Below are 21,001 nucleotides of genomic sequence, written 5' to 3'. Positions count from 1 at the left end.
TCAGTCCAGCGGGATAGGGTCGCCAAAAAACCCTGCCAGATGCGAAATCTTGCCGTCCGCGTCCAACTGAACAAAATCATGGCCCGCGACCACGACCGCGCCATCCTTGCCGACCATGTGCCATGTAAAATGAACAACATTGTGGTGATGGGTTGGGCTGCTGGTCAGTTCCACACGTCCGCCAGAACTTTTCAGCACCTCTCCAATATGCACAGAAAGCTGGGATCGGCCTGGAACGTTGGCCGTTGGATCAACATAGCGCCCGTCTTCGGCAAAACACTGTGATAATAGAGCCAGCCTTTGGTCATCGTTCGCCTCCTGCCAGGCGGCGCCGTAATCTGCGATTGTTTTGGTCATATCCTGCACGGCATTGCTCCAAATTCGAAGGTGTTAACGGTTTAGGTATAGTATACACATGGGTCGGGCTGGCTTTTTTGTTGATTGAAGATGGGGTAAAATAATACCTATTTTATAACTAATTGAAAACGCTCATGTAAATCACGCTTACTGTCATTGACGTGCAATTCGTCTACCTCTAAATACCCATCCATCGAATTCGGGCCGCTCCGCCTTGGGGCGGTCTTTCACATCAAACAGGACTATCCTGCCATGAAAACCTTTTCTGCAACACCTGCAGACATCGACAAGAAATGGATCCTGATCGACGCCGAGGGCGTTGTTCTGGGCCGTCTTGCCTCGATCGTCGCCATGCGTCTGCGTGGCAAGCACAAAGCGTCGTTCACCCCGAACATGGACATGGGCGACAACGTCATCGTGATCAACGCTGACAAAATCCAGATGACCGGCAAGAAGCGTGACGAGAACTTCTACTGGCACACTGGCCACCCGGGCGGCATCAAGTCGCGCACCAAGCAAGAAATCCTTGAAGGTGCACACCCCGAGCGCGTCGTGACCCAAGCGGTCAAGCGCATGCTGCCGGGCAACCGTCTGGCGCGCCAGCAGATGACCAACCTGCGCGTTTACGCCGGTGCCGAGCATCCTCATGAGGCGCAAGCGCCCGAAGTTCTGGATGTTGCATCCATGAACAAGAAAAACACCCGGAGCTAATGACCGATGGCTGATCAGATCAATACTCTCGAAGAGCTGAGCGCCGTCGCAGGCGTTGAAACCGTGGCCGAAGAAGTCATCGTACGTGAACCCGTACGTGACGAGCTGGGTCGTTCTTACGCCACCGGCAAGCGTAAAGACGCTGTTGCCCGCGTTTGGATCAAGCCGGGTTCCGGCAAGGTCACCGTGAACGGCAAGGACCAGGACACCTATTTTGCACGTCCCGTTCTGCAGCTGATCCTGCGCCAGCCGTTCCAGGTTGCTGGTGTGGAAGGTGAGTTCGACGTTGTCGCAACCGTCAAAGGCGGTGGCCTGACCGGTCAGGCCGGTGCGGTCAAGCACGGCATCTCGAAAGCGCTGCAACTTTATGATCCCAGCCTGCGTGGCGCCCTGAAAGCCGCTGGCTTCCTGACCCGCGATAGCCGCGTTGTGGAACGTAAGAAATACGGTAAGCGCAAAGCGCGTCGTTCGTTCCAGTTCTCGAAGCGTTAATCGCGGAACTGGCGAAAGCCGAAGATTCAGACGGTCGCGGGAAACTGCGGCCGTTTTTCTTTGGCAGTACGAAAAAAGGGGCCGCCTCAAGGGCGGCCCGGCTTCGTTTCGTATTACTGTGTAAGCAAGGTACGCAGTTTTTGGATCTGCGTGGCGATGGTATCGGGGGATGCCTTGATCGCATCCAGAATGGTTATCGCCTGCGTTTTGATCTCTTGCGACAGCGTGCTATCCTGTACTGACGCAACCATAGCGTCATAGTCGAACTGCTGCGCTGTCAACATGCCATCCTGCAACCAGCTGTTGAACAGATCCTGACCCTGTGCGGTCAGGGCAGCGACTTGTTCGCCAGCTTCCGCAGCCGCATCATTCGCCTGATCAGCCACAGAAGAAGCCGCGTCGGCGGCCTGTTCGGCGACGGTATTTGCGGCGTCAGTGGCCTGTTCTGTCAGCGAAGTGGCTGTGTCAGAAGCTTGCTCGGTCACAGCACTTGCAGCTTCCTCTGCCGCTTCCTGAACGGCCGAGGCTGCCTCGCTGACGGCATCAGATGCATCTTCGGCGGCTGATTCCAGACGCTCGGCCGGGGTTGGTTCGGGTTGGTTCATGTAATAATACGCGCCCGCGCCAATGATGGCGATGACGACGATAAGCAATATGCGGGACATGGATATCTCCTTTGAACGATATGTCGCCCAGATGGGGAAAAACTACCTGATCGCAAAGGGGAAAACCGGCGTATTCTCTTCAAATCCGCGCTTTGAGCCACCGCACGCTGATCAGGCCAGACCACGCAGGCGAAATCGTGCCATACCGGATGTGTTTCGGTTGCAAAGCGGAAATCAGTTTGGGGACGATTATGGCGGAGAGACAGGGATTCGAACCCTGGGTGGGCTTGCACCCACAACGGTTTTCGAGACCGCCCCGTTCGACCACTCCGGCACCTCTCCGCGGGGGTCTGTGAGGGGGGGATTTAGTGAGGAACGGGCAGGGGTGCAAGCAGAAAATTCTACAATTCACCGATACCCGTATTTTCCATTGCCAGCGGGCAGAAAACCCCTAGGCTTTTAGCTATGACCTATCATATGCGCCAACTTGTTTCACCTTTGCTTGTATCAGCTTTTGCCTATTGCTGTGCGGCCCTGCCTGCGGTGGCGGCCAACCGTGACCGGGTCGAGGCCTTTTTAACCACGACGGGGTTCGACGTGGCACTGGAAAGCATCGCGTTTGCCTCGGCCTCGGCCCCGCAGATGTTGGGCATCGATCCTGACGGTTTCGGGTCGGATTGGACCCGTCTGACCGAAGAAGTTTTTGACACGCAGGGCATGCATGAAACGGCTGTGTCGATACTGGAGCAGACACTCAGCGACGAAGCGCTAAATCATGCGGTTGAGTTCTATGCCTCTGATCTGGGGCAGCGTTTGGTTGTGGCGGAAAACGCAACTCATCTGGATGAGGATGACGACGCGAAACAGGCAGAGGGTCAAAGGATCGTCTCTGACCTGATCAAAGCCGGATCCGAGCGGGTTGAAAGCTTTAAACGGATGAACCGGGCTGTAGATGCCAGTGGCACGTCTCTGCGTGCCTTGCAGGAAATTCAGGTGCGGTTTCTGTTGGCCGCGAGCGCGTCGGGGGTCATTGAACTGCAAATGAACGGGGATGAACTGCGCGAAAGGATGCGCGCCAATGAGGCGGGTATGCGCCGGTCTTTGCAGCTGTCTGCGCTGGCGAGTGCCGCATACACGTATCAGGATTTCTCGGACGCAGATGTAGATGCCTATGTCGAGGCGTTAGAACAGCCCTTGATGCAAGAAGTCTATGAATTGCTGAATGCCGTTCAATACGAAATCATGGCCATGCGGTTCGAAGTTCTGGCAGCGCGAATGGCCGAACTGAGGCCGGCGCAGGACATCTGATGCGCGCGCTGGTCTGTTTTGCATTCGCTCTGACACTCTGGGCGGCCCCGCTTCGGGCCAGTGAACATGTCGACCGGCTGACAACTGCGCTTCACATTGAAGAGGTCATGGAAATCCTGAGTGCAGAGGGGCTGGAACAGGGGCGGCAGCTCGACAAATCGTTGCTGGAGGGGCAGGGCGGGTCTTATTTCTTAAAACAGGTTGAAGGGCTGTATGACCCCTCGTGGATGACAGATCAGGTGAAACGCGCTTTTGCGGAAGCGATGACTGATACCCAGATGGAACAGGCCGCGATCTTTTTTGAAAGCGATCTGGGGCAGACCATCATCTCGCTTGAAAATTCCGCCCGCCGCGCCTTTTCTGATGAAGCGGTGGAAGAGGTCGCCCGTGCTGCTTATCAGCAGGCGGATAAGGGCGCGGCAGAGTATCGGCTGATCGAGGAATATATCGAAGTCAACGACTTGATCGAGCAGAACGCGCAGAACTCACTCAGTTCGGACTATTATTTCTTCCGCGGAGTCGCTGCGGGCCAGGGTAATCCGGTTGATGAAAACACCTTGCTGGCCGAGTTGTTGGCACAACAGGACGACACGAAGGCAGAAACCCGCGATTGGGTGTTCTCGTTTTTGCTGCTGGCCTACAAACCATTGACCCAGGCGCAACTGCGCGAGAATATCGCCTTTTCCCGGACTGACGCCGGGAAAGCCCTGAATCTTGCCATTTTCGAGGGGTTTGACGAGATGTATGACACTATTTCGTACAAGCTGGGGCAAGCGGTTGCGCAGGCCCTTCGGGCGTCTGATTTGTAACCAGCCTTTTGGCTTGACTTTACCCCACAAACTCAGGATAAGCGCGCATCCCGGCCGGAATCTCCGCGCCGGGTCTCGTTATTATTGACCTATTGGGCCTGCCCCATGGGTCGTCACACAGCCCGAAAAGGGCGCGCTGTTCGAGGTGGCTGAGGCCAGCAACACCCGAAAGGGGACCACAGAACGCGGGTTAGAAAAGGAAAGACGCATGTTTGCGGTCCTCAGGACTGGCGGCAAGCAGTACAAGGTTCAGGCGGGTGATATCCTCCGCGTTGAAAAGCTGGCTGCCGACGCAGGTGAAAAAGTTCAATTCAACGATGTTCTGATGCTGGGCGGTGACGCTCCGGTTGTTGGTGCACCTTTCGTTGAAGGCGCAGGTGTTCAGGCCGAAGTGATCGAACAGATCAAAGGTGACAAGGTCATCAAATTCGTCAAGCGCCGTCGTAAGCACAGCTCGAAGCGTACCGTTGGCCACCGTCAGAAACTAACACTGGTCAAAATCACCGACATCCTGTCGTCGGGCGCTGACAAGTCTGGCATCAAAGTTGCAACCGGTTCGGCCCCGGCTGGCGAAGCTGCTCCGGCGGCGAAAAAGCCCGCTGCGAAGAAAGCTGAAGCCAAAGCAGAGGCACCCGCCGCTGCGGCTGCCGCTGATGATCTGACCAAGCTGAACGGTGTCGGCCCCGCCGCTGCCAAAAAGCTGGCTGAGGCAGGTATCGAGAGCTTTGCCGCTCTGGCCGCCTTGTCGGACGAGCAGATTGCTGCTATCGACACCATCAAAGTGAAACCCGAATGGGTTGAGCAGGCCAAAGAGCTGGCCAAAGGCTAAGGAGAGAGAGAATGGCACATAAAAAAGCTGGCGGTTCCTCCCGTAACGGTCGCGACTCAGCTGGTCGCCGCCTTGGCGTGAAACTGTATGGTGGCCAGGCAGCCATCGCAGGCAACATCATCGTGCGTCAGCGCGGCACCAAGTTCTGGCCGGGCGAAGGTGTAGGCATGGGCAAAGACCATACCATCTTTGCCACCACCGATGGCGCTGTGAAGTTCCACAAGGGACTCAAAAACCGCACCTTTATTTCGGTCCTGCCAGTGGCGGAGGCCGCAGAGTAAGCCGAAACCCATAAGGTTTGAAAATTCATGGGGGACCGGCAGAAAATGCCGGTCCCCTTTCTCGTTTTAACACAGTTTTGATCTATGGCCCTGATGACTGACGCAGCAAGCATAATTCCGACCCTGACTCGGGGTCGCATTGCCCACGCAGTTGAAGATCATCTGGGGCGCAAATATCTGATGTGGGCGTTAATTGGTTTTGCTTTTGCGTCCGTAATTTACGTGTTGTTCGGAGGAGGAACGCACTCATGAAACTTGAGACGATCATAAATCAGCCGGTGATAGAAACCGAGCGGTTCGACCTGCGCCCGTTGCGCCGGTCGGATATGGGTCTCATTGAGCATTATGCAGGCGATGAACGTGTGGCACGCATGACAACCGCGATTCCGCACCCTCTGCCACCCGGATCGACCGAGGCCTTTGTTTCCCGCGCCATGTCGGAAGACCGGGACGAGGATGTTTGGGCAATGGATGCCACCAAGGATGGCGGTCCCGAGCTGATCGGTTTGATCTCATTGACACGGCTGGATCGCAACCAGTCCGAGGTCGGCTATTGGGTCGCGCCGGTTTACTGGAACACCGGCATCGCGTCCCTGGCGGTCGAAACTTTGGTCAACGCCAATCCGTTGGAAAACGCGAACATGTTTGCCAGCGTGTTTCAGGACAATCCTGCGTCGGCCCGTGTTCTGACCCATTGCGGGTTCCAGTACCTGGGCGACGCTGAAAGCTACTCGGTCGCGCGCGACGCAAACGTGCCCACCTGGACGTATACCAAGAAACTCTGACTTGTGGCCGGTGTGGCCTTTGCAGTAGGGGACAGTCATGAAATTTCTCGATCTTGCAAAGGTCTACATCCGGTCCGGGGCCGGGGGTAGCGGCTGCGTCAGCTTCCGACGCGAAAAATACATCGAATACGGCGGACCCGATGGCGGGGACGGCGGCAAGGGCGGTTCGGTTTGGGCCGAGGTTGTGGATGGGTTGAACACCCTGATCGACTTCCGCTATCAACAGCATTTTTTTGCGAAGAATGGCCAGCCCGGTCGCGGTCAGCAGCGCACAGGTAAAGACGGCGACGACATCGTCCTGCGTGTTCCTGTTGGCACCGAAATCCTTGACGAGGACGAAGAAACAGTCATCTGCGATCTGACCGAGGTTGGTCAGCGCGTATTGCTGGCCAAGGGCGGCAACGGTGGCTTCGGCAACCTGCACTTCAAATCGGCGACCAATCAGGCGCCACGACGTGCCAATCCGGGGCAGGCGGGGATCGACCGCACCATCTGGCTGCGGCTAAAGCTGATCGCGGATGTGGGCCTGTTGGGTATGCCCAACGCAGGCAAATCGACCTTTTTGGCGGCAACCTCCAATGCGCGCCCGAAAATCGCCGATTACCCCTTTACGACGCTGCATCCCAATCTGGGCGTTGTTGGCGTCGACAATGTCGAGTTCGTTGTGGCCGACATTCCCGGCCTGATCGAAGGTGCTCACGAAGGTCGCGGTATCGGCGACCGTTTTCTGGGTCATGTCGAACGCTGCGCCGTGCTGTTGCATCTGGTTGACGGTGCCTCGGGTACGGTGGCCGAAGACTATCGGACCATCATTCATGAACTTGAGGCCTATGGCGGAGAACTGGCCGACAAACCGCGGATCACCGTGCTGAACAAGGTCGACGCTTTGGACGATGAGGAACGCGATCTGGCCAAGGCCGAACTTGAGGATGCCGTTGGTGGCCCGGTGATGACCATGTCTGGCGTGGCCCATCTAGGAGTAACCGAGGTCCTTCGCGCGCTGCGGATGCAGATCGATGATAACCGCGTCCGCCAAAAACCCGCCGAGGAGGTTCAGCCTTGGCAGCCCTGACCCAAGCCCGGCGTCTGGTGGCCAAGATCGGTTCAGCCCTGTTGGTTGACCGGGATACAGGCTTGCTGCGATCTGATTGGCTGGGCTCTCTGGCTCAGGATGTTGCGTGGCTCAAGGGGCAGGGAACGGATGTTGTTCTGGTGTCTTCGGGGTCCATCGCGTTGGGGCGTGGTGTGCTGGGCCTGCCAATGGCTCCGCTTCCTTTGGAACAGTCCCAAGCCGCAGCGGCAGTGGGGCAAATTCGTCTGGCGCGCGCCTATGAAGAAGCGCTGACGCCGCACAACATCAAGACGGCACAAGTTCTGGTAACCTTGGAAGACAGCGAGGACCGGCGGCGCTATTTGAACTCACGCGCGACGCTTGAGACGCTGCTGGGTCTGGGCGTTGTCCCCATTGTGAACGAGAACGATACAGTCGCGACGGATGAAATCCGGTACGGCGACAATGACCGCCTTGCCGCGCAGATCGCGGTGACAGTGGGCGCGGACCAGTTGATCTTGTTGTCCGATGTCGACGGGTTTTACTCCGGCAACCCCGCAGACGACCCAGAGGCTGCTCGGTTCGACCAGATTGACTCCATCACGCCTGAGATTGAGGCGATGGCAGGCGATGCCGGATCCGGTTTGTCCAAGGGTGGCATGAAAACGAAATTGCTGGCAGCGAAAATGGCAATTGCCGCGGGTTGCGCCATGGCAATCACTGAGGGATCGACGTTGAACCCTCTGAAAAACTTGGAGAATGGTGCGAACAGTACGTGGTTCACTGCAACGCTGGATCCCCACGCGGCGCGGAAACGCTGGATATCCGCGATGAAGCCGCGCGGTGAAATCGTGGTCGATGACGGTGCGGCGCGGGCATTGGCCAATGGAAAAAGCCTGCTGCCGGCTGGTATCGTTGAAGTCAGCGGCGAGTTCGGGCGGGGGGACCCTGTAGCGATCCTCGACCCGTCAGCTCGGCGCCTTGCGCAGGGCCTCAGCCGCTATACTGCGCAAGAGGCGGACGCGATCAAGGGCAGGAAGTCCTCGGAAATTGAGGCAACCTTGGGGTATCCGGGCAGGGCCGTACTGATACACCGGGATGATCTGGCGCTTTAAGTGCGCCATGCAAATAGCTAAAAGAATGACGGAAAGGCGCATGAGATGAAGGATTTTGATAACATTCCCAACCTGATGGCCGATCTTGGGAAACGCGCCAAGGTGGCCTCGGCCGATTTGGCTTTTGCCAGTGCTGAACGCAAACATGCAGCCCTGATCGCAGCGGCTGATGCGGTGTGGGCCAACCGGGCTGATATTATCGAGGCCAACAGGAAGGATCTGGAATTTGGTCGCGAAAAGGGGTTGAGCCCCGCGATGATGGACCGCCTGATGCTGGACGAAGCACGCATTCAGGGCATGGTTGATGGCTTGCGCACGGTCGCGGATCAGAGTGATCCGGTGGGTGAGGTGTTGGCGGAATGGGACATGCCGTCAGGCCTCAACATTCAACGTGCTCGCACGCCTTTGGGTGTTATTGGCGTCATCTATGAGAGCCGCCCTAACGTTACGGCGGATGCTGGCGCGTTATGCCTAAAGTCGGGCAATGCCGTGATCCTGCGGGGTGGGTCCGAGAGTTTTCACTCTTCGACAGTGATCCATTCCTGTCTGGTCGAAGGACTCAAGGCAGCAAACCTGCCCGAGGATGCAATCCAACTGGTGCCGACACGGGACCGGGCAGCGGTTCATGGATTACTGACCATGACGGATTATGTAGACGTCATCGTTCCCCGCGGCGGTAAAGGTTTGGTTGGATTGGTGCAGCGAGAGGCGCGTGTGCCGGTTTTTGCCCATCTGGAAGGCATTGTGCATATCTACGTCGACAAATCTGCGGACCCTCAAAAGACGTTGGATGTCGTTCTGAACGCAAAGACCCGTCGCACCGGCATTTGTGGAGCGGCAGAATGCCTGCTGGTTCATCAGGACGTCGCCGAAACACTTGGCAAAGAACTCATCACCGCTTTGCTGGCGGCGGGCGTGGAAGTGCATGCCGATGGGGTCCTAGCCATCGACGGCACCGTTGCTGCTACGGATGAAGATTGGGGCAAGGAATTCCTGGACAGCATCATTGCGGCAAAGCCTGTGGCCGATTTGGACGCCGCAATCGCGCATATCCGGCAATACGGATCGAACCACACCGATTGCATAATGGCCGAGGATGCGGCTGCCGCAGCGCGATTCTTCGAACGTCTGGACAGCGCAATCCTGATGCACAATGCCTCAACCCAATTCGCGGATGGTGGTGAGTTCGGCATGGGGGCTGAAATCGGTATCGCCACCGGCAAGATGCATGCGCGCGGCCCAGTTGGTGCGGCTCAATTGACCAGCTTCAAATACCTCGTTCGGGGAAACGGCAGCACGCGCGACTAAAACCTGATTGCGACGCGCGTTGCGGCGGTTTCGACCGCCACCCGTCGACCCATCGATGCGGCAGTTTTAGGCAGCAGGGCGAATTGGACTTGCGCGGGCGTGACCTGGGATTCGAACTGGCCGCCGGGCAACACTTTCCAAAGGGCGTTGTCCAGCTTCATCACATCTGCCGAGCCGACGACCTGCCAGGAACGCCCGCTAACAGATATATCGACCTCACCGCCCATAGGCATCGCGCTTTCGCAGCATAGCAATGCCAGAAAAGCCAGCTTTACCTGATTGCGCGGCATAGGTTCCACAACATGCCAGCGGACCCGAACACGGCTTGCCTGCTCGATATCCTTGAGCAGGCTGTTCACCTCGGCCGGTCCCAAGGGTTGGTCGCTGGCCGCGCCAAACGCCACGCGAAAAAACCGGACCTTGGCCCCGGCGCTGCCAACACTGCCCGAGATCAAATCCATCTCAGGTCCGCTGGATGCGCCGACCATTTCCAATAGCTCCAGCCCATTGGTGATTGCCCCAATCGGGCTGATCAGATCGTGACAGATCCGCGAGCCGATCAGCTCGGCCAGGTTGACGTCCGTAGCGCCCATGCGTACCTCCTAATGTATCTGCCACCGGACCGGAGCCCCATGTCAGACCTTAATGCCATTCTCGCACCGGGCATGTATGTCCGTCACCCCGATTTCCCCGATTGGGGCATTGGACAGGTACAGTCCAATATCGGGGGCAAGATCACCGTTAACTTTCGCGAGCAGGGGAAAGTGGTAATCGACGGAACACGCATCGCCTTGATGCCGGTCTTTGATCCGTGAAACTGGTTTAGGAAAGGTTAACAACTTTGACCAGAGCACACTTGTTGCCTTGCTACCGGCATTCGCGCTATCAGCGCGCAGATTAAAACAACCTTCTGGATGCCTGATGCCGGACTCTGGCCCTTCATTCACAATCAAGCTTGCAGAAACCGAGGCCGAATTGCGTGCAGCGCAGCGCCTTCGCTATGACGTGTTCGTCCACGAGCTTGGCAGCGGTGGAGATATGGTAGATCACGATGCCGGGCTGGAGCGGGACCAGTTCGACCCCTATTTTGATCACATGCTGGCAATCGATGATGCGACGGGCGAAGTTGTTGGTGTTTACAGGTTGTTACCCGGTGAACGTGCCGTAGAGTTGGGGCAGTTTTATTCCGAGGATGAATATGACCTGTCGGTTCTGAAGCAGAGCGGCCGCAAACTGTTGGAGCTTGGCCGGTCTTGTCTGCATCGCGACTATCGTGGTGGCACGGCGATGTATCACCTGTGGAACGGTTTGGCCGCTTATGTGACCGAGCGCGGGATCGAGGTCCTGTTCGGTGTCGCCAGTTTTCACGGCACTGATATTTCAGCGCTCGCGCAGCCCTTATCCATGCTGCATCACAACCATCTGGCGCCCGTGGATTTACGTGTCCGCGCGCAACCGGGTGTGTTCCAGTCCATGAACCTCGTTGCCCCCGAAGATCTTGATCGCCGCGCGGCAATGGTTCAGGTACCGGCGCTGATCAAAGCCTATCTACGGCTGGGTGGCTTTGTGGGCGAGGGGGCCTTTATCGACCACGCCTTCAACACTACCGATGTATGCCTGATCCTTGACACGGCCCGCATGAACGAGCGGCAGAGACGCATCTATGGCGGAGCGTAGCCCGGTGACACAGCCCCTTTGGACAAGTGACGACCCGCCGGATCCGGTGGAACTCAGCCCTTTGGGATGGGTCTTGGTGTTATTGCGAGGGGTGCCTTTGGCCATTTTGGTTTTTGGCGGCTTGTTTGTTCTGTTGATAATCCGAATGATCGAGATCCCCTTGTTTGGCGTGCGCCGCCCGATGACGCCGTTCATCACGCAGTTCGTCTGCCGAAACGCTTTTCGCATCTTGGGGATAGGGTTTCGCAGTTCGGGCACCTTGATGCAGCATCAGGGGGCCGTTGTTGCAAATCACACCTCATGGCTCGACATCTTTGCCCTGAATGCCCGTAAAAGGGTGTATTTTGTTTCTAAGGCCGAGGTTGCAAATTGGCCGGGGATCGGCTGGTTGGCCCGCGCGACCGGTACCGTTTTCATCGAACGCGACCGCAAAAAGGCACGTGAACAAACGAAGGTGTTCGAAGAGCGATTGACAGCCGGGCATAAACTTCTGTTCTTTCCCGAAGGAACTTCAACAGATGGATTGCGCGTTTTACATTTTAAATCAACGCTTTTCGCTGCGTTCTTCGCGGATGAACTGCGGGATTTCATGTATGTGCAGCCGGTTTCGGTCGTGTTTCATGCGCCCGAAGGTCAGCCGGATCGGTTTTATGGCTGGTGGGGAGATATGGATTTCGGCCCGCACCTATTGAAGACGCTTGGCGCAGTGCGTCAAGGTTGGGTAGAGCTTATCTATCATACCCCGGCCAAGGTCAGCGACTTTGAAAACCGCAAGGCGTTGGCCGCGCATTGTGAAGAAGCGGTGCGTCACGCTCATAACCTGGCCCGACTACCCTGAAACTTGGTGATTTTCACCAGATACAGCGCAAAATCACTCAAAAAGGTGAATTTCACCTTGCGGTGGGCATTTGGCTGCCTTATACGCGCGCCATTCAAACCCGCAGGCGGGGTTTGGGCTTTTTGAGGGAGACATCCTTGTCAGGCCCGCCGGTTGGAGCATCCGCTTCTTTCACCCCCGCCCAGGCGTAAACCGGAAAAGGAAAATAGCATGGCTCTTCCCGAGTTCACCATGCGTCAGCTGCTGGAAGCTGGCGTTCACTTTGGTCACCAGACACAGCGTTGGAATCCCCGCATGGGCCCGTTCATCTACGGCTCGCGCAATGGCATCCACATCATGGACCTGACCCAGACTGTTCCGATGCTGGACCAGGCTCTGCAGGCCGTTCGTGACACCGTTGCAAAAGGTGGCCGTGTTCTGTTTGTTGGCACAAAGCGTCAGGCCGCAGGCCCGATCGCTGAAGCGGCTGAAAAGTCGGCTCAGTATTTCATGAACCACCGCTGGCTGGGCGGCACGCTGACCAACTGGAAAACCGTTTCCCAGTCGATCAACCGTCTGAACCAGATCGACGAAGCAATGGAATCGGGCGCCGAAGGTCTGACCAAGAAGGAGCGTCTGGGCATGGAGCGTGACCAGGCCAAGCTGCAAGCTTCGCTGGGCGGTATCCGCGAGATGGGCGGCGTTCCTGACCTGCTGTTCGTCATCGACGTCAAGAAAGAAGCACTGGCCATCGCCGAAGCCAACAAGCTGGGTATCCCGGTTGTGGCTGTTGTCGACACCAACTGCTCGCCCGACGGCGTTGACTACATCATCCCCGGCAACGACGACGCAGCCCGCGCAATCGCTCTGTACTGCGATCTGGCCGCACGTGCCGCGCTGGACGGTATGACCGCGCAGATGGGTGCCGCTGGCGTCGATCTGGGTGAGTTCGAAGAAGCACCGGTTGAAGAAGTCGTTGCTGAAGAAGCGCCCGCAGAAGCCGAAGCAGAAACACCTGCCGAAGCGTAAGCTGCCCGTCACGTAAATGACATATGGGGCAGGGTAGACCTGCCCCAATTCCGTTTGAATTGAGGAGAGCCAAAAGATGGCAATCACAGCAGCAATGGTAAAAGAACTGCGCGACTCGACCGGCGCAGGCATGATGGACGCGAAGAAAGCGCTGACCGAGACCGAAGGCAACATGGACGAAGCCGTTGATTGGCTGCGCACCAAAGGCCTGGCCAAAGCGGCCAAGAAATCGGGCCGTACCGCAGCAGAAGGTCTGGTTGCTGTTCACGTCAATGGCGGCAACGGCGTTGCCGTCGAAGTGAACTCGGAAACCGACTTCGTTGCGAAGAATGCTGAGTTCCAGGAAATGGTCGGCAAGATCACCTATGCCGCAGAAGGCGTCGACAATGTCGAAGCTCTGCTGGCTGCTGACCTGGGCGGAAAGTCCGTTGCAGACACGATCACTGACAAGATCGCCACCATCGGCGAGAACATGTCGGTGCGTCGCATGTCGAAACTGTCGGGCGACACCGTTGTGTCCTACGTTCACAACGCAGCCACCAACGGCATGGGCAAAATCGGCGTTCTGGTGGCTCTGACCGGTGGCGACGAAGCGATCGGCAAGCAGGTTGCGATGCACATCGCGGCCGTAAACCCGGCGGCCCTGTCCGAGGCGGACATGGACCCGGCTGTTGTCGAGAAGGAAAAGCAGGTTCAGATGGACATCGCCCGCGAATCCGGCAAGCCGGAGCAGGTGATCGAGAAAATGATCGAAGGCCGTATGAAGAAATTCGTCGCCGAATCGACTCTGCTGAACCAGTCGTTCGTTGTGAACCCTGACCTGACCGTTGAAGCAGCCGCCAAAGAGGCAGGTGCAACCATCACCGGCTTCATCCGTCTGGAAGTTGGCGAAGGTATCGTTGTCGAAAAAGAAGACTTCGCAGCCGAAGTTGCCAAGGCCGCTCAGGGCTAAGATATGTAACGGCCCTGATAAGGGCCGAACATCCACAATCAAAGCAACCGGTTACGCATTGCGTGACCGGTTTTCTTTTTTGGCAACAGCGCTTGATGCGGACTGTTGAAGAAAGCTGATTTACTGTGAGAGATTGAGGGGCCCCGCATGATGGGGATGGACAGGACCCCTCAAATTTCCAACGCAGGTACGCGGACGAATAGGCGCTCCTGTGTCAGACTGACCGGAGAGCCCTGATATAGCAAAGATCCGATCAAACGTTCCCTGGCTAAAGCCACCACTCACGGAACAGTATCATTTTGCAATTTTTTACCCGGGTTAGGGAAGTCATGTTTTCCTTACCCAAGGTAAACTGAGGCAGCAGTGCATCAGATACGGTCCTGTTAAACTTCCATGACGAACATCTGGTTCTGCAATGAGGCTTTGAGGACCGCCTGAGCAGTGGTTTCCACGCTCAGCGCCTCACGCGCCAAGCGCAGGTGCTTTTCCACTGTGGCGGCTGTAAGACCCATCAACAGCGCTATATCCTGAGTTGTCTTGCCATCACCAACCCATTGCAGCGCCTCGCGCTGGCGCTTGGTCAGTGCACGGTTCGGCGCGTTGTAGGGCAGGGTCAAAATCTTGAGATGCGCCATGTTGTTCATCAGCAGGATATCATCACCATGTTCATCCCACATCGCGTCAATTTCATCCTGCGATTTGTCGCCGTAATGCGCCATGGAAATCGCGCCTTTGCTCCGCATCGAAACGGATGTGAAACTGATCGTATAGCCGATGGTCACACCGGCGGACTTGTTGAATGCGAATACCTCTTGTTCCTGCGGGGTCATCGTGCCGCTGGCCATCGCTTCGCCGATCATGCGCCAGCTTGCTGCGCCTTCGTTTTGCAAGGCCCATTTCAGCATTGGCGCGTTGAAATAAAGCCCTCTCTGCACAAACCCCTCCAGATACTCTTTGCAGTGGTTGGTCAGAATTACAAAATCCTCTGGATCACCCAATGACGTCTCAGTCCGGTACTGGGTGTATCCGTACAAAAGGCGATCGAACCCGTATTTCGCCATCTGGCGACAATGCGCGTCCCACAGCTCTTCCAGCGTCTTCGCGTAGCTAATGAAAGTCAGGTACTCGTTCAGGGTCATCCCGTATGTCCCTCTGCCAAGTGGGCCGCCAGGGCCTCAAGCGCCAGGACATAGCTTTGGGCGCCAAAACCGCATATCTGGCCAATCGCAACCCGCGCAATGTATGATTTGTGGCGGAAAGCTTCACGGGCGTGGATGTTTGACAGATGTACTTCAACCACGGGCACTTCCGCCGATGAGATCGCGTCCATCAGAGCAACTGAAGTGTGCGTAAAAGCACCCGCATTCAACACGATGCCGTCCTGCGTCCCCCGGGCGGCGTGGATTGCATCGATCAGTGCGCCTTCGTGGTTGGATTGCATATGCGTGACGGTCTGCCCCAGGGTTTCACCATGGGTGCGGCACAGATCTTCGATCGTTTGCAGAGTTGTGTGGCCGTAAACCTCAGTCTGCCGGGTTCCCAGCAAATTCAGATTCGGGCCATTTGCTACCAGAATGCGCTGCATGTTGTCCTATCCCCATATTCCATTTTTATTAAACCTGAAAAACAAAGGCGTCCAGCGGCCTTGCCTAAATGCGTCAAGCTTTGAGACCGTATGGTGACCTGTTACCTCCGGTTTGGATGTAAAGTTAATCACATATAGGCTTTTGACCATTTTCTTTTTCGGTTTGACCGCCACCTGTGCTTCTCTTGCAAGAACGTCGGATAATGCAGTGAACTGGCGGAAACTTGTTATTTACCCGACTGCATCAAGGAGTGGACATGACGCCCGAGACATTGTTTTCCCTACACGGAAAGGTTGCCCTGGTCACCGGCGGCGCAACAGGGATCGGTCGTATGGCGGCCGAGGCGCTGGTGCAGGCGGGCGCACATGTTCTGATCGCGTCACGTAAGGGCGACGTTTGCCATGCGGTGGCGGATGAGTTGAATGCCATGGATGCGCAAGGCTCGGCCGAAGGGTTTGCAGGGGACATCGGGAACGAAGCCGGGATCAATGCATTGGTTGCTGAGGTAAGTTCCCGCGCGCAAGCTCTGCATATATTGGTGAATAATGCGGGTGTGTCCTGGGGAGCTCCGTTTGGTCAGTTTCCGTATGATGCCTGGGATAAGGTGATGTCGGTGAACGTGGCCGGTATTTTTGACCTGACGCAAAAGCTGTTACTCGTGCTTAAGAAGTCCGCCACAGATGAGGATCCTGCAAGGGTGGTCAATATAGCCTCGGTTATGGGTGAAGCACCGATGGGGGACGGAGCGTATAGTTATGCGGCCTCTAAGGCGGCAGTCATTCATTTAACCAAGATCATGGCCAAAGAGCTTGCAGCCGATCGCGTGACCATCAACGCCCTTGCACCGGGGCCATTCGTCTCAAAGATGACAGCATTTGCAACGGCCGATCCGGAAACACGAGAAAAGGTTGGCGGAGACGTGCCGTTGGGGCGCGTCGGTCGCCCCGAGGACATTGCAGGCTGTGTCCAATTCCTGTGTGGTAGGGGCGGCAGCTATGTGACGGGTGCGGTCATCCCCGTTTCCGGGGGCATCAACGTTCAAAGCGCTGGCAATATATTCGCCGCCGCATTCTGAACTCAAATCGACCGGGATCGCTCTAACATCGGAGGCGCAAATGGAGAGCGTCGAAAATACGTTAAATCTGAATGCGGTGGACGCTTATCTTCACAACAACCTCGAAGGGTACTCCGGACCTCTGTCGGCGACCAAGTTCGCGGTCGGGCAGTCCAACCCGACATTTCTGCTTCGCACACCTCAAAAAAACTATGTTCTACGCCGCAAACCGCCCGGTGTTTTGTTGAAATCCGCACATGCGGTCGACCGAGAGTTCCGCGTGCAGCGTGCCTTGGCGCGTAGCAAGGTACCTGTACCCGCCATGTATCTGCTGTGCGAGGACGAGGCCGTCATCGGCTCGGCCTTTTATGTGATGCAACATTTGCAGGGCCGGAACTTTGAGGAACCGACAATGCAGGGTGAAAGCAACAGGATCAGGGCAGGGGTTCTGGATGAAATGAACCGTGTTCTGTCTGAATTGCATGAGGTGGATATCAACGCGGTTGGGCTTTCAGATTATGGCCCCCCCGGAAACTACTACGAGCGCCAGATCAACCGGTGGACCAAGCAATACCGCGCCACCGAGACGGCCACCATACCTGACATGGACAACCTGATTGATAGATTAGGAACCGCGATCCCCGATGAAGACGGCCAACGTACCTTGGTTCACGGGGATTTCCGGATCGATAACCTGTTGTTCGAGCAGGGCGGCACCCGCTGTATCGGCGTTCTGGATTGGGAGTTGTCGACGATTGGCCATCCTTATGCCGATCTTGCCGCTGTGATCATGCAGTGGCAAATGCCGCCGGGCGATGAAGGACGTGGATTGGCCGGGGTTGATCGCGAAAGCCTTGGGCTGCCATCGGATCAACAGTTCATCGCTGACTACTGTGAACGCCGGGGCCTGAACGGCATCCAGAACTTTGGGTTCTATCTGGCTTTCAACTTTTTCCGAATGGCTGCCATATTGCAGGGCGTCTATAAGCGCGCCCTGGACGGCAACGCATCAGACCCGGATCGCGCGCGCGTTTTGGGAGGGTATGTCCCTGCATTTGCGCGACAAGGGTTGGCAGCGTTCGAAAGCTAGCGCGAGAGTTCCAACTCAAGATTGCCAAGGCTGTTCTTGCCAAAGAACATCTCGGGTCCGGCAAAAATGGTCGGCACGCCAAACGCCCCACGTCGTACCGCCATTTTGGTTTGATCCTTTAGGTGCTGTTTGATGTCAGGATTTCCAATTGCCTCGCGGATTTTGCGAACCGGCAAGTCATTCTCTTGCACCACATCCATCAGAACATTCAGGTCATCGATCTTTTGGCCATGCACCCATATCGCATCAAAAACGGCGTTTATATATTTGTTCTCCCATGGTTTTCCCTGCGCGAAATAAGCGGCCCGCATCGCGAATTTGGTGTTCAGAGGGTAATGTGGACTCATATGGAAACTGATGCCCCGCCGACGGGCGAAGCGATGCAGATCGTGGGTCAGATATGCGGTCTTTTTTCGATTTTCAGAAAAGGCCTGGAATGGGGCTTGGTTGTTTGTGGCTTTGAAGATGATGCTCAGCAAAACCGGGCTGTAATTCAGTGCCACTGTGTGCCGTTCGGCCAGTTTTGGCAGAACTTTGTGGGCCAGGTAAGCGTTCGGACTGCAGAAGTCATACATAAAATCAATGCTTTGCGACATGTTCCTGCTCCGGATCAAGAGTGGGTTCGACTCGAATCTATTCACGCTCCAGCTTAGCAGCCCAAGGGCCATATCTCAGCGTTTACTGCATCTTGTCGCAGTTTTCCGCTGTCGTTTTTGGGATCGTCGCTGCACTATCCGTTCAAACCATTTCAACGGAGTCCTCGTATGGCGTTTGATCCAGCAGCCCTGGCCCATATTCGCGATTGGATGCAACGCTACGTCGATGAGCGGAAGTATCCCGGCAGCGCGCTTTTGATTCTGCAAAACGGGCAGGAAGAGTTCTTTCACAGCACTGGTTTGCGTGACGTTGAAAACAACCTTCCATTCCAACGCAACAGTATCGTTCGGATTTATTCCATGACAAAACCGGTGACCTCGGTCGCTTTGATGATGCTGGTCGAGCGAGGGTTGCTGCACCTGGATGCGCCAGTCTCTGAATTCATCCCGGAATTTGCGTCAATGCGCACGCTTATCCCCAATGCGGCGCGTCTTGACCAGACAGAGGACGCCGCGACACCGACGCTGCATCAACTGCTGACCCATACCAGCGGGCTCAGCTACCCGTTCAACCCGGGCCTGCTGCCGCAAGAAATGGATGCGCTGGATTTGATGTTCTCACCCCAGCAAGGCGCATTGTCTGAACGTGTCAAAGTGCTGTCCTCGCTGCCTCTGGCCTTCCAACCCGGAACGAGGTGGGAATACTCGGTCGGCATTGATGTCATTGGGCGCGTGATTGAGGTCGCATCAGGCAAATCGCTGGACCGCTTTCTAAGCGAGAACATTCTTGAGCCCCTCGGGATGATCGAAACCGGTTATTCTGTCCCGTCCGGGGCAGGGGACCGCTTTGCGTCGCTATATACCCCGTTAGAGGGCGACGCGATGGCTTTGAACGCGGCAAAGCAAGGCGGTGAGACGTTACGATTGGTCGATGCCGCAGGGGATTCCCCGTTCGAAGCAGCGACAACCTTTTCCGGTGGCGGCGGGCTGGTCAGCACCATCGATGACTATAGTCGCTTTGCCGAGATGCTGCGAAATAGAGGCACCGCATTCGGGGTTCGGATCTTGGGCCCAAAAACCGTAGATTACATGATGGCCAACCACTTACCGGGCGACATTGCATCAATGGGACCGCAGAGCTTTGCCGAGCAACCGATGCAGGGTACGGGTTTTGGAATAGGCGGATCTGTCGTGTTGGACCCGGGTCGCCTTGGCGCGCCGTGCTCGGTGGGTGACTACAGTTGGGGCGGTATGGCGTCGACCTTTTTCTGGATCGATCGCGTCAACCAACTGACAACCGTGTTCTTCACTCAGTTGTCACCCTCCAGTTCCTACCAATCCCGAGCAGAACTCAAATCGCTTGTTCTTGGAGCATTGGTTGAATGATGGCCGGTCAATTGATACCCGGTGTCTGTATGAAACCGGAGACCCATTCATGACCGAAGCCGAACGTATCCTGCTGGATTTGCTGAATATTGAACGGCTTGAGGTCGACTTGTTCCGTGGCACGGGCTCGGGCGGTGAAACACCAACCCGTATCTTCGGAGGGCAGGTGATCGCGCAGGCCCTTGCTGCCGCTTACAGAACGGTTGAAGACCGCCTGTGCCATTCATTGCACGCCTATTTCATCCGACCGGGTGACCCCAGTATTCCTGTTATTTATCAAGTGGATCGGGCGCGGGATGGAGGTTCGTTTACCACCCGTCGCGTCGTGGCAATCCAGCATGGTAAGCAAATTCTGAACATGTCCGCGTCATTCCACGTGAAGGATGATGGCTGGGATCATCAACACCCGATGCCCGATGTGTTGGGGCCCGACAATCATCCGACGCGGGAAGATTTCCGTCAGAAATACATCAATCGTGTACCTGAATGGCTTAAACCGCAGCTGTTGAGAGAACGGCCCATTGATGTGCGTGAGGTGGATCCTCTGGATGTTCTCACGCCAGAAAAATCAGATGATCGCAACAGCCTTTGGTTTCGGATGTCAGCTGCGGATCAGGTTGATCCGATCACTCAGCATCTTCTGCTGGCCTATGCCTCTGACATGGGTCTGCTTACATCTGGGATGCGACCACATGGTCTCAGCTGGTTCTCAGGGGAAATCAACGGCGCCAGCCTTGATCACGCCTTGTGGTTTCATGCGCCGGTCCAGTTTCAGAACTGGCATCTTTATGCAATGGAATCCCCGTGGACCGGCCAGGGACGCAGTTTTACCCGAGGGTCGATCTACGCGCAGGACGGCACGTTAGTGGCATCGGTCGCGCAAGAAGGGCTGTTGCGTCCAGCGCGCAAGAAATCTTAGAAACCGCCTGCAAGCGTCTGAATAGAATTTGTTTTTACCAAAGTGGGCCTTGCCAGAGACGCGGCAATGATGATCAACACAGCGTTTTCACGGTTGTCGGTATTGATATATATTTAACATAATACTGAATAGGCGGTTATGTCTGTTTAACCCCTTAAATTATGGTAAATTTCAGTAGGGGAGGGGGCCGAAAGCGCCCTACTCAAGCCTAAATCTCTATCCAGCGATCAAATCTGAACGGTGT

25 protein-coding genes and 1 tRNA gene are annotated in these 21,001 nt (G+C 56.3%); 19 read left to right on the top strand and 7 right to left on the bottom strand.

Features of this window, described 5'->3' with window-relative positions:
- A complete protein-coding gene (locus tag ACP0GE_RS20275; RefSeq protein ID WP_424833878.1) occupies window positions 1-357 on the bottom strand; it encodes a nuclear transport factor 2 family protein in 357 nt (118 codons plus the stop codon).
- A gap of 252 nt (window positions 358-609) precedes the next feature.
- Between ACP0GE_RS20275 and rplM the strand changes: the two genes are divergently transcribed.
- Together rplM and rpsI are read left to right on the top strand one after the other, a co-directional pair.
- A complete protein-coding gene (gene rplM, locus ACP0GE_RS20270) occupies window positions 610-1,068 on the top strand; it encodes a 50S ribosomal protein L13 (RefSeq protein ID WP_424833689.1) in 459 nt (152 codons plus the stop codon).
- 6 nt (window positions 1,069-1,074) lie between these two features.
- Window positions 1,075-1,560 (top strand): 30S ribosomal protein S9, encoded by a 486-nt coding sequence (gene rpsI / locus ACP0GE_RS20265; RefSeq protein ID WP_424833688.1) that lies wholly within the window; start codon window positions 1,075-1,077, stop codon window positions 1,558-1,560.
- 113 nt (window positions 1,561-1,673) lie between these two features.
- Here rpsI and ACP0GE_RS20260 read toward each other — a convergent pair whose 3' ends face one another.
- Together ACP0GE_RS20260 and ACP0GE_RS20255 are read right to left on the bottom strand one after the other, a co-directional pair.
- Window positions 1,674-2,225 carry a hypothetical protein gene (locus ACP0GE_RS20260; RefSeq protein WP_424833687.1) on the bottom strand — a complete coding sequence of 184 codons (552 nt, stop codon included), beginning with the start codon at window positions 2,223-2,225 and terminating at the stop codon, window positions 1,674-1,676.
- Between the two features lie 192 nt (window positions 2,226-2,417).
- Window positions 2,418-2,507 (bottom strand) — tRNA-Ser (locus ACP0GE_RS20255).
- Window positions 2,508-2,642: 135 nt separating this feature from the next.
- Between ACP0GE_RS20255 and ACP0GE_RS20250 the strand changes: the two genes are divergently transcribed.
- The 8 genes from ACP0GE_RS20250 (at window position 2,643) to ACP0GE_RS20215 (ending at window position 9,651) form a co-directional block, all read left to right on the top strand.
- Complete coding sequence (locus ACP0GE_RS20250) at window positions 2,643-3,473, top strand: DUF2059 domain-containing protein (protein ID WP_424833686.1); 831 nt, start codon at window positions 2,643-2,645, stop codon at window positions 3,471-3,473.
- Window positions 3,473-4,282, top strand: a complete 810-nt coding sequence (locus ACP0GE_RS20245; RefSeq protein ID WP_424833685.1) for a DUF2059 domain-containing protein — start codon at window positions 3,473-3,475, stop codon at window positions 4,280-4,282. The genes ACP0GE_RS20250 and ACP0GE_RS20245 overlap by 1 nt, the downstream gene beginning before the upstream one ends.
- A 208-nt stretch (window positions 4,283-4,490) precedes the next feature.
- The gene (locus ACP0GE_RS20240) at window positions 4,491-5,111 is read left to right on the top strand and encodes a 50S ribosomal protein L21 (RefSeq protein ID WP_424833684.1); all 621 of its coding nucleotides are present in this window, start codon (window positions 4,491-4,493) and stop codon (window positions 5,109-5,111) included.
- A gap of 11 nt (window positions 5,112-5,122) precedes the next feature.
- Window positions 5,123-5,392, top strand: a complete 270-nt coding sequence (gene rpmA, locus ACP0GE_RS20235) for a 50S ribosomal protein L27 (RefSeq protein ID WP_039535512.1) — start codon at window positions 5,123-5,125, stop codon at window positions 5,390-5,392.
- Window positions 5,393-5,640: 248 nt separating this feature from the next.
- On the top strand, window positions 5,641-6,177 hold the full coding sequence (locus ACP0GE_RS20230; RefSeq protein WP_424833683.1) for a GNAT family N-acetyltransferase: 537 nt from the start codon (window positions 5,641-5,643) through the stop codon (window positions 6,175-6,177).
- Window positions 6,178-6,214: 37 nt separating this feature from the next.
- Window positions 6,215-7,249, top strand: coding sequence for a GTPase ObgE (gene obgE / locus ACP0GE_RS20225; RefSeq protein ID WP_424833682.1), 1,035 nt, complete (start codon window positions 6,215-6,217; stop codon window positions 7,247-7,249).
- Window positions 7,237-8,343: a glutamate 5-kinase gene (gene proB / locus ACP0GE_RS20220; protein WP_424833681.1), complete on the top strand. Its 1,107-nt coding sequence runs from the start codon at window positions 7,237-7,239 to the stop codon at window positions 8,341-8,343. Before obgE ends, proB begins: the two co-directional genes overlap by 13 nt.
- A gap of 45 nt (window positions 8,344-8,388) precedes the next feature.
- Window positions 8,389-9,651, top strand: a complete 1,263-nt coding sequence (locus tag ACP0GE_RS20215) for a glutamate-5-semialdehyde dehydrogenase (RefSeq protein ID WP_424833680.1) — start codon at window positions 8,389-8,391, stop codon at window positions 9,649-9,651.
- Here ACP0GE_RS20215 and ACP0GE_RS20210 read toward each other — a convergent pair.
- Window positions 9,648-10,244: a histidine phosphotransferase family protein gene (locus ACP0GE_RS20210; RefSeq protein WP_424833679.1), complete on the bottom strand. Its 597-nt coding sequence runs from the start codon at window positions 10,242-10,244 to the stop codon at window positions 9,648-9,650. The genes ACP0GE_RS20215 and ACP0GE_RS20210 overlap by 4 nt on opposite strands.
- A gap of 39 nt (window positions 10,245-10,283) precedes the next feature.
- Between ACP0GE_RS20210 and ACP0GE_RS20205 the strand changes: the two genes are divergently transcribed.
- The 5 genes from ACP0GE_RS20205 (at window position 10,284) to tsf (ending at window position 14,126) form a co-directional block, all read left to right on the top strand.
- Entirely contained in the window at window positions 10,284-10,466 is a 183-nt protein-coding gene (locus ACP0GE_RS20205) for a DUF3553 domain-containing protein (RefSeq protein WP_424833678.1), read from the top strand.
- 106 nt (window positions 10,467-10,572) lie between these two features.
- Complete coding sequence (locus tag ACP0GE_RS20200; RefSeq protein WP_424833677.1) at window positions 10,573-11,328, top strand: GNAT family N-acetyltransferase; 756 nt, start codon at window positions 10,573-10,575, stop codon at window positions 11,326-11,328.
- Window positions 11,315-12,166, top strand: a complete 852-nt coding sequence (locus tag ACP0GE_RS20195; protein ID WP_424833676.1) for a lysophospholipid acyltransferase family protein — start codon at window positions 11,315-11,317, stop codon at window positions 12,164-12,166. Before ACP0GE_RS20200 ends, ACP0GE_RS20195 begins: the two co-directional genes overlap by 14 nt.
- A 210-nt stretch (window positions 12,167-12,376) precedes the next feature.
- Window positions 12,377-13,174: a 30S ribosomal protein S2 gene (rpsB, locus tag ACP0GE_RS20190; RefSeq protein ID WP_424833675.1), complete on the top strand. Its 798-nt coding sequence runs from the start codon at window positions 12,377-12,379 to the stop codon at window positions 13,172-13,174.
- Window positions 13,175-13,250: 76 nt separating this feature from the next.
- Window positions 13,251-14,126, top strand: coding sequence for a translation elongation factor Ts (tsf, locus tag ACP0GE_RS20185; protein ID WP_424833674.1), 876 nt, complete (start codon window positions 13,251-13,253; stop codon window positions 14,124-14,126).
- Between the two features lie 383 nt (window positions 14,127-14,509).
- Here tsf and ACP0GE_RS20180 read toward each other — a convergent pair whose 3' ends face one another.
- Window positions 14,510-15,265: an autoinducer binding domain-containing protein gene (locus ACP0GE_RS20180; RefSeq protein ID WP_424833673.1), complete on the bottom strand. Its 756-nt coding sequence runs from the start codon at window positions 15,263-15,265 to the stop codon at window positions 14,510-14,512.
- Window positions 15,262-15,711 (bottom strand): type II 3-dehydroquinate dehydratase, encoded by a 450-nt coding sequence (gene aroQ / locus ACP0GE_RS20175; protein ID WP_424833672.1) that lies wholly within the window; start codon window positions 15,709-15,711, stop codon window positions 15,262-15,264. The genes ACP0GE_RS20180 and aroQ overlap by 4 nt, the downstream gene beginning before the upstream one ends.
- A 257-nt stretch (window positions 15,712-15,968) precedes the next feature.
- Here aroQ and ACP0GE_RS20170 point away from each other — a divergent pair, with 257 nt between their 5' ends.
- Both ACP0GE_RS20170 and ACP0GE_RS20165 read left to right on the top strand, forming a co-directional pair.
- On the top strand, window positions 15,969-16,787 hold the full coding sequence (locus ACP0GE_RS20170) for an SDR family oxidoreductase (RefSeq protein WP_424833671.1): 819 nt from the start codon (window positions 15,969-15,971) through the stop codon (window positions 16,785-16,787).
- A 40-nt stretch (window positions 16,788-16,827) separates the two neighbouring features.
- Window positions 16,828-17,856, top strand: coding sequence for a phosphotransferase family protein (locus ACP0GE_RS20165; protein WP_424833670.1), 1,029 nt, complete (start codon window positions 16,828-16,830; stop codon window positions 17,854-17,856).
- Here the strand turns inward: ACP0GE_RS20165 and ACP0GE_RS20160 are convergent.
- The gene (locus tag ACP0GE_RS20160) at window positions 17,853-18,452 is read right to left on the bottom strand and encodes a 2-hydroxychromene-2-carboxylate isomerase (RefSeq protein WP_424833669.1); all 600 of its coding nucleotides are present in this window, start codon (window positions 18,450-18,452) and stop codon (window positions 17,853-17,855) included. The genes ACP0GE_RS20165 and ACP0GE_RS20160 overlap by 4 nt on opposite strands.
- A 168-nt stretch (window positions 18,453-18,620) precedes the next feature.
- On the opposite strand from ACP0GE_RS20160, the gene ACP0GE_RS20155 reads away from it, so the two are divergent.
- Window positions 18,621-19,838 carry a serine hydrolase domain-containing protein gene (locus ACP0GE_RS20155; protein WP_424833668.1) on the top strand — a complete coding sequence of 406 codons (1,218 nt, stop codon included), beginning with the start codon at window positions 18,621-18,623 and terminating at the stop codon, window positions 19,836-19,838.
- Between the two features lie 49 nt (window positions 19,839-19,887).
- Window positions 19,888-20,757 (top strand): acyl-CoA thioesterase, encoded by an 870-nt coding sequence (locus ACP0GE_RS20150; RefSeq protein WP_424833667.1) that lies wholly within the window; start codon window positions 19,888-19,890, stop codon window positions 20,755-20,757.
- Window positions 20,758-21,001 lie beyond the last annotated feature (244 nt).

The sequence above is a fragment of the Ruegeria sp. genome (genome assembly GCF_965243365.1).
Lineage (GTDB): Bacteria > Pseudomonadota > Alphaproteobacteria > Rhodobacterales > Rhodobacteraceae > Ruegeria.
This window is presented reverse-complemented; position numbering and strand designations above follow the sequence as displayed.